Origin of the sequence: Pseudomonas sp. TWR2-1-1 (genome assembly GCF_049897045.1) — a bacterium.
GTDB lineage: Bacteria > Pseudomonadota > Gammaproteobacteria > Pseudomonadales > Pseudomonadaceae > Aquipseudomonas > Aquipseudomonas versuta.
In genome coordinates this window covers 930,342-944,269 of sequence record NZ_JAFCVM010000001.1, presented here as the reverse complement: position 1 = coordinate 944,269, position 13,928 = coordinate 930,342, and the positions used below count along the sequence as shown (strand labels likewise).

Sequence of the window (13,928 nt, the reverse complement as noted above, 5' to 3'; positions counted from 1 at the left end):
AACGCTAAAACGTTTCATCGCCGGGCCTCAGGTCGCCGGGCGAATCGCCTTGATCAGCGAGTCCAGCGAGTAGCCCAGACGCGGGGCCAGGGCCTGGGCCCGGGCAGTGAGCGCATCGATATCCAGGGTCTGATCCAGATCGGACGGCACCAGCAGGATGACGTTGCCCTCCTTCACCGGCAGCTCCCAGTAATGGCGGTGATACAAACCACGCAGCAAGGCGGCACCCAGAGGCTTGCCGTCATCGGTCGCCCACTGATTGATCACCAGCCAGCCATTGGCGGACAGCTTTTTCTGACAGTCTTCGAGAAACTTCCAGGCCAGGTGCCCGGCTGCCGGCCCCAGGTCATTGTAGAGGTCGACGAAAATCAGGTCCGCAGGCTCCGCGCTATCCAGCAGTTCAAGGGCATCACCGATCCGGATATACAACCGGGGGTCATCGTCCAGCCCCAGGTATTCGATGGCAAGGCGCGGCACATCCGGGCGCAGTTCAATGGCTTCAACATCTTCAAGCGGCAAAAATTTGAGACAGGCTTGAGTCAGGGTTCCGGCGCCAAGCCCTAAAAACAATGCGCTTTCGGGCGCCTCATGACACAGCGCGCCAATCAGCATGGCGCGGGTGTAGTCGTACTCCAGCCAGCAGGGATCAGCGGTGAACACGCAGCTTTGCTCGATCGCATCGCCAAATTCGAGGAAGCGGTAATCAGCCACCTCCAGCACCCGAATCATGCCGAAGTCATCATGAACTTCAGCGAGCAGACGCTCAACGCGCTCCTCAGACATTTCCTCTCCTTGCCGCGCCCCGGCATACCCCGGGCAACGCTCTAAAAAACAACCACTCGGCGCCGAGCAGAAAGCGCCGATTGTCGGCCATTGCGACGCAACAGGTCACGCACTAATTGCTGCTAACATGCGCCATCCCCTTCCAATACTAGAGTCTGCAATGAGCCAACCCTGGAGCCCTGACAGCTGGCGCGCCCTGCCGATCCAGCAACAACCCCATTACCCTGACGCTGCTCACCTGCTACGCGTAGAGCAAAGTCTGGCGAGTTATCCGCCACTGGTGTTTGCCGGTGAAGCCCGCGAGCTGCGGCGCCAGTTTGCCGAGGTCACTGAGGGTCGGGCGTTTCTGTTACAGGGTGGCGATTGCGCTGAAAGCTTTGCCGAGTTTTCGGCTGCCAAGATTCGCGACACCTTCAAAGTGCTGCTGCAAATGGCCATCGTCATGACCTTTGCTGCCGGCTGCCCGGTGGTCAAGGTCGGGCGAATGGCCGGGCAATTCGCCAAGCCGCGCTCAGCCAATGATGAAACCATCAATGGCGTGACCCTGCCGGCCTATCGCGGTGACATCGTCAATGGCATCGGTTTTGATGAAAAAAGCCGCGTACCCGACCCGGAGCGCCTGCTGCAGTCCTACCACCAGTCCACGGCCACCCTGAACCTGCTGCGCGCCTTTGCCCAGGGCGGCTTTGCCGACCTGCACCAGGTCCACAAATGGAACCTGGACTTCATCGCCAACTCGGCGCTGGCAGAAAAATACAGCCAGCTGGCCAACCGCATCGATGAAACCCTGGCCTTTATGCGTGCCTGTGGCATGGACAGCTCGCCGCAACTGCGCGAAACCAGCTTCTTTACTGCCCACGAAGCACTGTTGCTGAACTACGAAGAAGCTTTCGTGCGGCGCGACAGCCTGACCAACGACTACTACGATTGCTCGGCGCATATGCTGTGGATCGGTGACCGCACGCGTCAGCTCGATGGTGCCCACGTCGAGTTCCTGCGCGGGGTCAACAACCCGATCGGGGTCAAGGTCGGTCCAAGCATGAACACCGACGATCTGGTGCGCCTGATCGACATCCTCAACCCTGACAACGACCCGGGCCGTCTCAACCTGATCGTGCGCATGGGCGCCAACAAGGTAGGCGACCATTTGCCACAACTGATCCGTGCGGTTGAAGGCGAAGGTAAGAAAGTGCTGTGGAGCTGCGACCCGATGCACGCCAACACCATCAAGGCCAGCAGCGGCTACAAGACCCGCGACTTTGCGCAGATTCTTGGCGAAGTGAAGCAGTTCTTCCAGGTCCACGAAGCCGAGGGCAGCTATGCCGGCGGGATTCATATCGAGATGACCGGGCAAAATGTCACCGAGTGCATCGGCGGCGCCAAGCCCATCACCGAAGATGGCTTGTCGGACCGCTACCACACCCACTGCGACCCGCGGATGAACGCCGATCAGTCGCTGGAGCTGGCATTCCTGATTGCCGAGACGCTGAAACAGGTCAAGCGCTAATCCACCTCAATTGCACCAAAGCGGTGGGAGCCGGCTTGCCGGCTCCCACAAGAGCAGCCCTTACATGAGCCGGCTCATTTGTTGAACGGATCATCCCAAAAAGCCCGATGGCTTTCAGTTTCGATATCCGCCCTGCTCAGCCCCAGATCTTTAAGCCCCGCATCACTGATCCGTCGCAGATGTGCCCTCTGGCGCGACAGCTGGTACCAGCGGGCAATCTGACCCGCCATGCGTTGTGCCCAGGAATTCTGACTGACTGCCCGGACGACCCGGACAAAACCTTTTTGACCTTTCATCACTTGAGACCTCCGTGGGGATGGCTCAAGTTTCTGCCCGGGCTTAAGATCAATCCAACGAATGTTTCTTATGCGATACATCTGCGAGATTGATCAATGGCCGAATTTCCGAGCATCGATACCGACCTGCTGCGCACCTTTGCCGCGATTGCCGATCACGGTGGTTTTACCCGTGCCGCCGAAGTGGTCAACCGCACGCAGTCGGCCGTCAGCATGCAGATGAAACGGCTCGAAGATGACGTGCTCAAATGCGCACTGTTCCAGCGCGACGGGCGCAATGTCAGCCTTACTCCCGAAGGCCATGTGTTGCTCGGCTATGCGCGGCGCATCCTCAAACTGCACAGTGAAGTGTTCAATACCCTGCGTCAGCCGCATATGGTGGGCACCGTCAAAATCGGTTCGCCGGATGATTACGTCATGCGTTTTCTACCCGGTGTGCTGTCACGGTTTGCTCAGGATTACCCGCTGATCAACGTCGAGGTGCATTGCGAACCGTCGGTGCAATTGCTACAGCGAAATGATCTGGACCTGACCATCGTGACCCGCAAACCCGGCTCTGAAATGGGCCAGGTTTTACGTCAGGAGCGATTCGTGTGGATGGTGGCACAGGGCTTCTCGCCCCATGAACAAACGCCCTTGCCACTGGCGATGTTCAACACTGACTGCTTTTGCCGGACCTGGGCCTGCAATGCGCTGGATATCATGCAGCGCGAATACCGGGTCGCCTATACCAGCGCCAGCCTGGCGGCGATCAATGCCGTGGTCAGCACCGGGCTGGCCGTGACGGCCCAACTGCAAAGCCTTCTGACCCCCGATTTGCGGATTATTGGCGAGGCCGAAAACCTGCCGCTATTGCCCTCCGCCAGCATTGTGCTGTTGCGCAAGCCCAACAACGCGTCCTCGCCCATCATCGAGTGCTTTGCCGAGTACATCGTCGAGGGCTTTAAGCTTTAATTGCCAGCAACCCGGCGCACAGCAGCAAAAAGGCACAATACAGAACGCGCAGCCTGCGCTCTGGCAGGGCGTGGGCGACCTTGACCCCCCAACTGATGCTTAACAGCCCACCGACAGCCATCGGCAAGCCCATGATCCAGTTGACCTCGCCATGCACCGCGTAGGTCAACAGAGTGACCGCGGTACTGGGTGCGGCCAGGGCCAGCGACAACCCCTGGGCCACCACTTGCGAAGTGCCGAAGACACTGGTCAATACCGGCGCCGCCACCACGGCCCCGCCGACACCGAACAGGCCTCCCGTGGTACCCGCTACCGCCCCCAGTACGCCGAACCATGGCCAGCCATAGCGTGAACCGGCTACCGGCCGTGCAGGTGCGCTATACAGTTTGATCAGGTTGTAGAGAGCGATCGCCAGCAAAAAGGCGATAAAGCCCCAACGAATGCTGCGCGCATCCACACCCACGGCGAGCAAGGCGCCCAGCCAGGCGAAACAAAAACTCATCAGCACCAGTGGCAATGCCTGGCGCAGATCGATTTTATTGCGCTGGTGGTAGCGGTACAGCGCGAGAAACACATTGGGCACCGACATGACCAACGCCGTGCCTTGCGCTATCTGTTGATCCAGGCCGAACCACAACCCCAAAACAGGGATCGCAATCAGGCCGCCACCAATCCCGAACAACCCGCCCATCGCCCCTAGAGCGATGCCCAGGGTGGCGTACATTGCAAAATCGATCAGCATTACGCTACCTCTTGATGAGCGCCCATGCTAACCAGTCCCCCGCCCGCGGCAAAGCTCTAAACCGGGGCTTTTTTGACCGGCAAAAAAAAGCCCGACCTTGCGGCCGGGCTTTTTCATCGTGCGATTGACGCCAGGTTTAAACCTTGGCGCGGCCCTTGTAGGAGCCACCGTCACGGGTGTCGATCTCGATCATGTCGCCGATTTCAACGAAATCTGCAACGCTCAGCTCGGTACCGTTTTTCAGTTTGGCAGGCTTCATCACCTTGCCCGAAGTGTCGCCGCGAGCGGAACCTTCGGTGTAGTCAACCTGACGCACGATAGTGGTCGGCAGCTCTACGGAAACCAGACGCTCTTCGAAGAAGATCGCTTCGCAAACGTCGGTCATGCCTTCTTCGATGAACGGCAGAACGGCTTCGATGTCTTCAGCGTTCAGCTCGTACATGGTGTAGTCAGTGGTGTCCATGAACGTGTAGGTGTCGCCGCTGATGAAGGACAGGGTCGCTTCTTTGCGATCCAGGATCACGTCTTCGAGCTTGTCGTCAGCGCTGTATACGATTTCAGTCTTGTAGCCAGTCAGCAGGTTTTTCAGCTTGGTCTTCATGATTGCGCTGTTACGACCGGACTTGGTGAATTCAGCTTTCTGAACCAACCAAGGGTCGTTTTCGAGCTTGATGACTGTACCGGGTTTAAGCTCTTTACCAGTTTTCATTGCGAGTATCCGAATTTGGAATGAGATTTACAAAAATCTAGGCCGCGTATCATATCCAATTTCTATAAAACAGTACTAGCGCTTGCGCAAGATCTGCCTGCAATGACTGTTCCAGACACCACTGCTCAGCGTGCGCAGTGATCTCGGGCCAGTGTTCAAGCAGCAAATTCCAGCTTTGCGCCATGTCTGACCCGGCATTCCAGGCATGCCACAAGCCGGTAAATGCACGAGCAGCGGGCGCAGAGAGACCTTTTACATACAGAGCCAGGAACGCATTGAGTTTGACCCAGTGCGCGTCTTCTTCCTGCTCATAGATGTGCCAAAGCAGCGGCCGCCCGGCCCACTGGGCCCGCACAAACGAGTCTTCGCCGCGCACCGCGTTGAAGTCACAACTCCATAACAGGTAGTCGTAATCCTGTTGGCGCACGAACGGCAAGGCCTGGATGCTCAAGGCTCCCCGCTGCTCGACCTGACCGGGCACAAGCTCATTGACCTCGAGCCAGCGCAGCAAGTCGCCCATGATTCGCCCCTGGGGCACCAGCAGATGGGTCGGCACACTGCCCGAGGCCATGGCGTCCAGCCAACTGGCCAACCCTGCATTTTCATAGGCGAACAACGAAACAAGCCGGGCGTTACCTGCCGCAAACACCCCCAAACCCTGCAAAAACGCCAACCTGGCCTGGGGATCTTGCTCAAAGGCACGCCGACGGGCGAGCAAATCAGCTTCACGCAACAGCCCACCCGTGCCTTGACCAAAGCCCGGGAAAAAGAACATCCGCTTCAGGCCGTCCGCACGCATGGAAGGCAAACCGTGACAGCCACTGACCCAGTCTTCGGCGCTCAAATACTCCAGATTGATCCACAACGCAGGCCTTGGGCGCGCCTTCATGGCCTGCAAATAGCCCTCTGGCAGCTTGCAGGCGAAGGCCTCCACCACCACATCGGCGACGTCCACCGATTGCCATTGCACAGGCCACTGACGCACCTCGACTCCCTGCTGCACTTGTTGCGCCGCCGAAGCATCGGCCTCCGGGCACAACGGCACGAAGGCCTGCAAATCATCGACCCACAAACGCACGGCCTGCTGATGCTCGGCGACCAATTGCCTAGCCAGGCGCCAGGTCACACCAATGTCGCCGTAGTTATCGACCACACTGCAAAAAATATCCCAGGAGGCTTTCATTCCGGGCTCCTACATTCAAAGGGCTGATTGTCCGCATTATTCAGTGCGTACAGAAGGCTTCAGGCGGATTAATCTGCCGGGCACTCGTGCGACAATCGCCGATTGCCGTCATGCCCACGTTGAAAACCCCCGACCTATGAACAAGAACGCTGTGTACCTGTTGATGCTGGAAAAGCTCGCAATCGATCTGGATGTACTCCAGCGGGCAGCACAAACCGCCTATGAAGCGGCCACCCACGCCGAAAACATCGCCGAGAACAAGTACGACACCCTCGGGCTTGAGGCGTCCTATCTGGCCACAGGCCAGGCACGCCGGGTTGAGGAAATCCGCCAGGCGCTGAAAAACTGTCAGGCGATGACCCTCGCGCCCTTCGACCCCGCGCACGGCATTCAAGTGGGGGCACTGGTCCATCTGGAAGCCGGGAGCGGCAGCGGGCAATGGTTATTTCTCGCCCCGGATGCCGCGGGGCTCAAGCTTGTCCATGACGGGCACACCGTGACCGTGATCACCCCGCGTTCCCCGCTGGGCGCGGCGTTGCTGGGCAAGCAGCCGGAGGATGAAGTGCTCATCAATATAGCCGGGGTCGCACAGGGCTTTACTGTCTGCGAGGTCGAGTAAGCAGCTCTGGGCGCTGGGCAAAATCACTGTTGCCACTCGATACCCGGGGGAGATGCGGATGCCCATCACAGGGTGGCCGAGCGGAGGTGCCGGTAGATCTAGATCAAAAGCCGGGCCGGGCGTTACTTGGCGGCCATCAGGCGGTTCACTTCGCTGCGCACCATGTTCGCGTATTCGGGAGGCGACATTGCGTCCAGCTCAGAACGCACCCACTCCGCCCATTTGCCCTTGCGCTTGGCACGCTCACCGAACAAACGCGCAGCATCCCCTTTGGCTTTACCCAGATTGCTCTGCCAAAGGTCATACAGACGGGACTTTTCATCTTCAAGCGCAGCACGCTCAGCGAGGGGTTTGTTGGCGAGATTGAAGCTCATGGGAATTTCCTGCGGCGTAAATTAGAAGACATCTTACACCGTCGAAAGAAGTGTCTTAGTCCGGTTTTTGACTACGCTCTCACCTCAGAAGCACAATCGGCCCCAAAACAGATGCAACTTTTTAGCATTGGGTTGACTCCATTACTCATCTCCCCTTTTCACCTGCAAGGAGTATCGCAATGGCTCGAAAAAATGCCGTACAAGCCGCTGAAGATCAAATCAAGGATCAAGCATTCAGCGAGCTGCAACTATTGATTGCCGAATCTGAAAAGCTGCTCAAGGACAGTGCGTCCTTGGTCGGCGAAGAAGGCGAAACCCTGCGCGCACAGGTAGGCCTCAAGCTCAAGCAGGCCCTCGACTCGGTGAGCAACGTGCGTGAACGCACCAAGCCCGTGGTCGATGCCACCGAAAACTACATCGGTGGCCACCCGTGGCAGACGGTGGCCGTCTCGGCCGGCTTCGGGCTGGTGGTTGGCCTGCTGCTGGGGCGTCGCAACTAACTCCAGCGCGCAATCAAACAAAGCCTCTCGCTGTCATGGCGAGGGGCTTTGTTGTTTAAAAATCAAAATTCCGGACATATTCAGTGACATCCATGACGGGCAGTCCTGATACTTGATCGTCTTCCCCATGCCAACGAGACAGTCAATGTCCGCTTCCACTGCTGCTACAAAACCTTTAAGTACTGCCCTGATTCTGTTGATGGCGACCGCCACCGGCCTGGCCGTCGCCAGCAATTATTACGCCCAGCCCTTGCTGCATACCATCGCCCAGGAACTGGGCCTGAGCATGAGCAGCGCCGGAACCGTGGTGATCACCGCGCAATTGAGCTATGGCGCCGGGTTGTTATTGCTGGTGCCGCTGGGCGACCTGTTCGAGCAACGCCGACTGATCGTCAGCATGACCGTGCTCAGCGCCCTGGGCCTGTTACTAAGCGCATTCTCACCGTCGCTGCCCTGGCTTTTGGTCGGCACGGCGATGACCGGCCTGTTTTCGGTTTCAGCCCAGGTGCTGGTGCCCATGGCTGCCAGCCTGACGGACCCGCAGAGCCGGGGCCGGGTGGTGGGTACGTTGATGAGTGGCCTGCTACTGGGGATTTTGCTGGCCCGAACGGTCGCCGGCGCGCTGTCTTCGGCAGGTGACTGGCGAACCATCTATCTGGTGGCTGCCGCCCTGATGACGATCAGCGCCATCGCCCTGTTTTGCGCACTGCCCAACCATCACCAGAGCGCCGGCCTGAGCTACCCGAAATTGCTGGGGTCGGTGTTCAAACTGTTTGTCGAAGAACCGGTCCTGCGCCTGCGCTCAATCCTGGGCCTGCTGACCTTCTCGCTGTTCGCCCTGTTCTGGACGCCACTGGCTTTTCTGCTGGCCGTACCGCCTTACAGCTACTCCGACGCGATCATCGGCCTGTTCGGCCTGGCGGGTGCCGTAGGAGCGATCGCCGCGAACTGGGCCGGACGTATGGCTGATCGCGGCAAAGGCCAACTGGCAACCACCGTCGGCCTGCTGGCCCTGCTCGCATGCTGGTTGCCCATGGCGTTCGCCGGCCACTCATTGATTGCATTGTTGATCGGCGTTCTGGTGCTCGATTTTGCCGTGCAACTGGTGCACGTGAGTAATCAGAACGCAGTGTTTAAAGTCCGTCCGGCAGCCCGCAATCGCCTGAACGCCGGTTACATCACCTGTTATTTCATTGGCGGGGCACTGGGCTCGCTGGTGGGCGCGCAGACCTATCCGGTCTATGGCTGGAGCGGGATCGTGGTTGTCGGTGCAGTGGTTGCGACTCTGGCACTGGCGGTGTGGGGCTATGCCTTGCAGCAGGAAAGCAGGCTGCAGCCCGTCGCTTAAGCGTGGGTGCAGCACTTTTCATCACCGGGTGAACTCGCTAGGATGCGTATCCCACCTGAAAGCGGCCCGCCCATGCGGGCCGTCTTATTGCTTCGAGACGCCGCATGATCCCTAAAGAATCCCGTAACGAACTGGCCCTGGACACTTTTATCAAGGCGCACCCCGAGCTGCTCGAAGAGATGAAAGAACTGAGCGCCGAAGACCGACAGCAACAAATTCTCTGGGCATTTGAGAGCGCTGCCGACGATCAGGGAATCGAAGCCTGGGAACTGGCGCTGCAACTGATCGCCCGCTCGCCAGAGGAACTCGAAGCCATGCGCCTTGAAGTTCATCAAGAAGTAGCCGAAGCCCTGGACATGAGCTGGGAAGAATACTGCGGCTTGAATGACATCGCGGTCTGAGCCGACCCTACCCGCCAGCGGTGCACGGTTAATCCGCCACCGCTCGTCGTTTGCATCGCACTAATCGCCCGCGCCGGCACACCAATATCAGGTACGACTCCCCATTGTCTGGAGACGCAACCATGATCAGCTCATCGATAAAAACCTTGTCCTTTGCCGCCGTGCTTTGCGTGGTGTCCGCCACCAGCCTGGCCGCCTCCTCTACTGGCCCGACCGTGCCGACACAACCTGCCGACCCGCCTTCCGGCCAGGACGTCAGGTCCACCATAAACTCCGACTCCAAAATCCATAACGATGCCGACATTCCGACCCACCCATCAGTGGATCCCAGAGTGCAGGGCAACGACCCTGGCCGTCAGGGCGGGATGAATACAGACGGTAATGGCCCGATTGGCAGTGATGACGACACTTCTGCACCTGCTACAACACCCGCAATACCCAAACCCTGAAATCAAAAAGGCTGCACCCCATGGGGCGCAGCCTTTTAAGCAGCGCAGTGCTACTAGATGCGATGTTTAACCGGGTGTTGATTACACGCAAGCTCGTCACGCAACTCGCTGATCAACTGGTTAATCGCATGGGCACTGGACAGGTTGCTTGCGCAGATCCCCGTCACCAGCAACTCTACTCTTCCCGTCGATGCGTCAAACACCCGCACGGTTAAACAAGCGTCAGCGGTGACCGTACATTGGCAGGTAAAAGGTGAAAAACTGCCTTCAATAAGGCTGCGTAACTCGAGATTGGAAATCACGGGTATCTCCTGAGTATGTTTAAAGTTGAGCACGCAAACGTCTGTGACCGAACGGCCAGCCTCTACGGGCTGGTGGGGGCATGGAAATAACCGGCGCCATCTAGCTGATGCGCTGAAACCCTCTGCAGGAGCCTGGCTTGCCAGCGATTGCATCACTGCGCAGCAACACACACTCCCTGTTTTTCCCATGCAAAAACCGACATAAAACCTTCATCACTATTCAACAAAACAAGTGTAAGAAAGAATTTCTATACCGGCCAGTGGTCACACCTGTACACCCCACTTACTGGACGACCGGCAATGAGCTTCGACAAACTTTCCCAAGGCCTTGCGAAACGCGCAGGGAGCCCGCGTACCTTTCAGGTTGCCTTGTTTTTGATCGTGTTATGGGCGGCTACAGGGCCGTTCTTCCATTACAACGACACCTGGCAACTAATCATCAACACCTCAACCACCATCATCACTTTCCTGATGGTATTTGTGATCCAGAACACGCAAAACCGCGACAACGATGTGCTTCACATCAAGATCGACGAATTGCTGCGCGCGACAAAAGAGGCACAAAACGCAGTGATCGGCCTGGACCGAATGACGTCGAAGGAGTTAAGGGCTATTCGCAAGCAATATCAGCATATTGGCGAAAATGGGGAAGTCGAGGTAAGTGTGGTAGACACCACTGTCAGCGCCACCGCCAGCAAAACGGACAGTGCGCCGCAGTAATTGTCAGCTCCGCAGTCCGCCTGCGCTAATGGCCGCCGGCGGACTTACAGAGCGCTGCTCAAGACTTGTGATGCGCGTCCACCAGCTTCTTGGCCATCACCAGATGCATCTCGAGTTTCGGCAAATACTTTTCGGCAAAGGCCTTCAACTCGGGAGAACCGGGATCTTTGATCTGCTGTTTAAACAGCTCGATCGCATCTTCATGGGCTTTAACCTGATTGGCGGCATAGGCGGCATCAAATGAGTCGCCCTCTTGCACTTGCAGCATCAGCTTCTTGGCCTTGCTCAGTATTTGCTCATCGGTCGACACTTGCAGATCATGCTTTTGCGCGATCTCTTTCAAGTCTCGATTGGCATCCGTATGGTCCTTGATCATCTCCACGGCGTAACTCTCAATGTCCGTCGAAGAGGTTTTGCCAATCGCCATACGGCTGGTTTCAATCTCGGCTATCCCGGCCGCAGAGGCCTCATCAACAAAGTTGGCCGGACTGGCTGCGACAGCGGCACCCGCCACCACCAGGGCACACGCCAGGGCACATCCTGCGACGAAGCGTTTAGGGCCAATCAGGTGTTTCATAACGTCCTCCAGAAAAAGGCAGGTTTATTCCCTGCAATGAATCTGAAGGCCCATGGCCGCAAAGGTTTAGATAAAGGCTTTTTTTCTGACCGGCGGTGATTTCGGGCATCGAGCAAGATCAGCTCCCCGCCATTTTCCGCCACCATCAGCACCGGGGACAGGTAGGACTAATTAGAGGGGTTCAAAAAGGGCAGAACATCGTTGATATCAGCCATGAGGGTAACAGGCCCTAAAAGGCCAACGTCATCGGCATGGATTCTTGTTCGAACCGTGCAGCCGCCAATTGGATAGGAAGATGCGTAATCAAAGAACCAGCAAAAATGCCCGCCAGAACATGGCGGGCATAAACTGCAACCGCACTCTATATATGGCCGTGATGCCTTAAATGGCATTTACACAACGTCAGAGTGGCAATCATCTGCTGATAGGTATCTGCGCCCAGAAACGCACTGAGCCCCCCTTGCAGACTAAAAACTGGAGACTTGAGTGCCTGTACGGTAAGTATTCTTGCCGCCTTTTGACTGCGCACACCCGCTTGGCAGTACAGCACAATCGGCCGGTCATCCTCACAGCATAACGACCAGGTTCCAACCTCACTCAAGGGAAAATGATCACCACCGATAGACACTTGCTCACGCTCGTGCCCTTCACGCACATCTATCAAGTGGATCGGAGTTTCACCAATTAACGCGGCAAAATCCGCGATACTGATCATGAAATCATTACTGGCACTCGACGCACTGCAGACCTGCGCTACTTCTTCAAGTAACCCCGAGCGCACCGGGTCGCGCAACGGATTATCGTCGATACTCGAATAACCAATTTCCCGACTTGTGGCCTCAAGGGCGTCATAGACCATTAGACGGTTTATCAGTGGCTGCCCGACTCCAGTGATCAGCTTGATTGCTTCGTTGGCCTGAAAGCAGCCAATAATACCGGGCAAAACACCCAACACTCCGGCCTCCGCACAGTTCGGTGCCAAAGCGGCATCCGGCAGGCCATCGTACAGGTCCCGGTAATTAGCGCTGCGTCGCCCCCCAGCGTCCAGCGCGTTAAATACCGTGACGTGCCCTTCAAACTGCATGATTGCTCCGTACACCAAGGGCTTGCCCCCTAAGAAGCAAACGTCATTGATTAAGTATTTGGCCGTAAAGTTATCCGTGCCATCAATGATGATGTCGTATCTGGCAACGAGGGCTTGAGCATTTTCGAGGCTGAATCGCTCAAGATAGGTCTCGATCTCGATATAGGGATTGAGCTTTTGTAGACGCATTTTTGCCACATCCGCCTTGTTTCGTCCTTTATCGGTAATACGAAACAAGACCTGGCGATGCACATTGGAAACATTAATTTGATCGGCGTCGATAATTCCCAGACGGCCCACACCCGCAGCTGCCAGGTAGAGCAAGGCAGGACATCCCAACCCACCAGCACCGACCATCAATACACTGGCATTTTTCAACGCCAACTGCCCCTTCATTCCTATCGACGGGATCAGTAAATGCCGTGAATACAGGCACATTTCTTCGGCTTCAAGCCGGTCATAACGAGTCCTTGCCTCCGTGCTCATCGTATTGCTCCCTTCACATTTCAGGATCGGGTTTACGCGATATTCGATTCAGCAGTGTTAAAACTCTTCAATCACAATGGCCGCAAGGGTATTCGCGCGGGTGATATTGTAAATCTTATGAACAAACACTAGCGCATCAATATGTTTGTAGGCAGTGGTAGTTACGACCCCTTTATCAAGAAGATAGAAAGGGCATCGCCATTCCATCGTGATGGTTTTCAATGGGTACCCAAGAGAACTGCAAAGTTCATGAGGATCATTTTCTAGCGCATCTATCAAACTCTCTCTGCTTTCAGCCCCCAAGGTGGGTAATTCATTAAATGCCCACTGATCAGCCACTTCACAGCGATGACGATACAACGTAAATGGATGCTCAAAAGACGTCAAAATCACGCCTTGCAATTCAATTATTTCGAGCTTTTCAGGCAAAGGTCTCTTCACCCGTGACGGGTTTATTTCCGAGGGTAGAAACTGCTGCAGCAAAGCCTCTCTAACAACACCAGACGTGGCTGATAATGCGTCATCACCGTCCAGCACAACTAGTTTCCAACGAACACTAACCCGTGCGATGTTTATGCCCGCAGCCGTAATAGTGTGCAACATATCAAACACACTATTAGCCTGACGCACATGAAAACGCTCTACCGTAATCGAAAACTCATCGGCATCAAATACTTCAAAGGGTTCTAAATATTCAACCTCGGCACCCACCGCAACCACGGCTTGCGCGTAATCTTTGATCATGCTTGGAAAGGAAACATGTAGACAGTGCTGCCCCCAGGACCACATGGAGCTATAACTCATCTGCATCAACGAGTGCGCGTGAAACTGATAAGGCCCGAATAATACGGATTCAACGGGATGAGTAATGCTAATCGTCCTGTCTTTCATGGC

Annotated in this window: 18 protein-coding genes; 8 read left to right on the top strand and 10 right to left on the bottom strand. The window is 56.5% G+C overall.

Annotated features, from left to right (window positions below; genetic code table 11):
- Nucleotides 1-27 precede the first annotated feature (27 nt).
- Nucleotides 28-783, bottom strand: a complete 756-nt coding sequence (locus ACP7BO_RS04565; RefSeq protein WP_060691186.1) for a spermidine synthase — start codon at nt 781-783, stop codon at nt 28-30.
- 160 nt (nt 784-943) lie between these two features.
- On the opposite strand from ACP7BO_RS04565, the gene ACP7BO_RS04560 reads away from it, so the two are divergent.
- The gene (locus ACP7BO_RS04560) at nt 944-2,290 is read left to right on the top strand and encodes a class II 3-deoxy-7-phosphoheptulonate synthase (protein WP_060691185.1); all 1,347 of its coding nucleotides are present in this window, start codon (nt 944-946) and stop codon (nt 2,288-2,290) included.
- A 74-nt stretch (nt 2,291-2,364) separates the two neighbouring features.
- On the opposite strand, the gene ACP7BO_RS04555 is transcribed toward ACP7BO_RS04560, so the two are convergent.
- Nucleotides 2,365-2,586 carry a DUF1127 domain-containing protein gene (locus tag ACP7BO_RS04555; protein ID WP_426208922.1) on the bottom strand — a complete coding sequence of 74 codons (222 nt, stop codon included), beginning with the start codon at nt 2,584-2,586 and terminating at the stop codon, nt 2,365-2,367.
- A 96-nt stretch (nt 2,587-2,682) separates the two neighbouring features.
- Between ACP7BO_RS04555 and ACP7BO_RS04550 the strand changes: the two genes are divergently transcribed.
- Nucleotides 2,683-3,540, top strand: coding sequence for a LysR substrate-binding domain-containing protein (locus ACP7BO_RS04550; protein ID WP_060691184.1), 858 nt, complete (start codon nt 2,683-2,685; stop codon nt 3,538-3,540).
- Here ACP7BO_RS04550 and ACP7BO_RS04545 read toward each other — a convergent pair.
- The 3 genes from ACP7BO_RS04545 to earP all read right to left on the bottom strand — a co-directional run bounded on the left by ACP7BO_RS04545 (nt 3,530) and on the right by earP (nt 6,174).
- Nucleotides 3,530-4,282, bottom strand: coding sequence for a sulfite exporter TauE/SafE family protein (locus tag ACP7BO_RS04545; RefSeq protein WP_426208809.1), 753 nt, complete (start codon nt 4,280-4,282; stop codon nt 3,530-3,532). The two genes, ACP7BO_RS04550 and ACP7BO_RS04545, sit on opposite strands and share 11 nt — an antisense overlap.
- A 136-nt stretch (nt 4,283-4,418) precedes the next feature.
- Nucleotides 4,419-4,991 (bottom strand): elongation factor P, encoded by a 573-nt coding sequence (locus tag ACP7BO_RS04540; RefSeq protein ID WP_426208807.1) that lies wholly within the window; start codon nt 4,989-4,991, stop codon nt 4,419-4,421.
- 49 nt (nt 4,992-5,040) lie between these two features.
- Nucleotides 5,041-6,174: an elongation factor P maturation arginine rhamnosyltransferase EarP gene (earP, locus tag ACP7BO_RS04535; RefSeq protein ID WP_426208805.1), complete on the bottom strand. Its 1,134-nt coding sequence runs from the start codon at nt 6,172-6,174 to the stop codon at nt 5,041-5,043.
- 136 nt (nt 6,175-6,310) lie between these two features.
- Here earP and ACP7BO_RS04530 point away from each other — a divergent pair, with 136 nt between their 5' ends.
- On the top strand, nt 6,311-6,793 hold the full coding sequence (locus ACP7BO_RS04530) for a GreA/GreB family elongation factor (RefSeq protein ID WP_426208803.1): 483 nt from the start codon (nt 6,311-6,313) through the stop codon (nt 6,791-6,793).
- Nucleotides 6,794-6,915: 122 nt separating this feature from the next.
- Here the strand turns inward: ACP7BO_RS04530 and ACP7BO_RS04525 are convergent, their stop codons facing one another.
- Nucleotides 6,916-7,167, bottom strand: a complete 252-nt coding sequence (locus ACP7BO_RS04525) for a hypothetical protein (protein WP_003446553.1) — start codon at nt 7,165-7,167, stop codon at nt 6,916-6,918.
- Between the two features lie 179 nt (nt 7,168-7,346).
- Between ACP7BO_RS04525 and ACP7BO_RS04520 the strand changes: the two genes are divergently transcribed.
- The 4 genes from ACP7BO_RS04520 (at nt 7,347) to ACP7BO_RS04505 (ending at nt 9,865) form a co-directional block, all read left to right on the top strand.
- Nucleotides 7,347-7,667: a DUF883 family protein gene (locus ACP7BO_RS04520; protein WP_060691180.1), complete on the top strand. Its 321-nt coding sequence runs from the start codon at nt 7,347-7,349 to the stop codon at nt 7,665-7,667.
- 145 nt (nt 7,668-7,812) lie between these two features.
- On the top strand, nt 7,813-9,015 hold the full coding sequence (locus ACP7BO_RS04515) for an MFS transporter (RefSeq protein WP_397456056.1): 1,203 nt from the start codon (nt 7,813-7,815) through the stop codon (nt 9,013-9,015).
- A 104-nt stretch (nt 9,016-9,119) separates the two neighbouring features.
- Nucleotides 9,120-9,416 carry a DUF6388 family protein gene (locus ACP7BO_RS04510; RefSeq protein WP_060691178.1) on the top strand — a complete coding sequence of 99 codons (297 nt, stop codon included), beginning with the start codon at nt 9,120-9,122 and terminating at the stop codon, nt 9,414-9,416.
- Between the two features lie 122 nt (nt 9,417-9,538).
- The gene (locus tag ACP7BO_RS04505) at nt 9,539-9,865 is read left to right on the top strand and encodes a hypothetical protein (protein WP_426208800.1); all 327 of its coding nucleotides are present in this window, start codon (nt 9,539-9,541) and stop codon (nt 9,863-9,865) included.
- Nucleotides 9,866-9,918: 53 nt separating this feature from the next.
- Here the strand turns inward: ACP7BO_RS04505 and ACP7BO_RS04500 are convergent, their stop codons facing one another.
- Nucleotides 9,919-10,167 carry a DUF1652 domain-containing protein gene (locus tag ACP7BO_RS04500; RefSeq protein WP_073509054.1) on the bottom strand — a complete coding sequence of 83 codons (249 nt, stop codon included), beginning with the start codon at nt 10,165-10,167 and terminating at the stop codon, nt 9,919-9,921.
- A gap of 300 nt (nt 10,168-10,467) precedes the next feature.
- On the opposite strand from ACP7BO_RS04500, the gene ACP7BO_RS04495 reads away from it, so the two are divergent.
- Nucleotides 10,468-10,887, top strand: a complete 420-nt coding sequence (locus ACP7BO_RS04495; RefSeq protein WP_060691176.1) for a low affinity iron permease family protein — start codon at nt 10,468-10,470, stop codon at nt 10,885-10,887.
- Nucleotides 10,888-10,945: 58 nt separating this feature from the next.
- On the opposite strand, the gene ACP7BO_RS04490 is transcribed toward ACP7BO_RS04495, so the two are convergent.
- The 3 genes from ACP7BO_RS04490 to ACP7BO_RS04480 all read right to left on the bottom strand — a co-directional run bounded on the left by ACP7BO_RS04490 (nt 10,946) and on the right by ACP7BO_RS04480 (nt 13,925).
- Complete coding sequence (locus ACP7BO_RS04490; RefSeq protein WP_397456055.1) at nt 10,946-11,464, bottom strand: DUF4142 domain-containing protein; 519 nt, start codon at nt 11,462-11,464, stop codon at nt 10,946-10,948.
- Nucleotides 11,465-11,825: 361 nt separating this feature from the next.
- Nucleotides 11,826-13,034: a ThiF family adenylyltransferase gene (locus tag ACP7BO_RS04485; protein WP_426208797.1), complete on the bottom strand. Its 1,209-nt coding sequence runs from the start codon at nt 13,032-13,034 to the stop codon at nt 11,826-11,828.
- A 57-nt stretch (nt 13,035-13,091) separates the two neighbouring features.
- Entirely contained in the window at nt 13,092-13,925 is an 834-nt protein-coding gene (locus tag ACP7BO_RS04480) for a hypothetical protein (RefSeq protein ID WP_426208795.1), read from the bottom strand.
- Nucleotides 13,926-13,928: the final 3 nt, after the last annotated feature.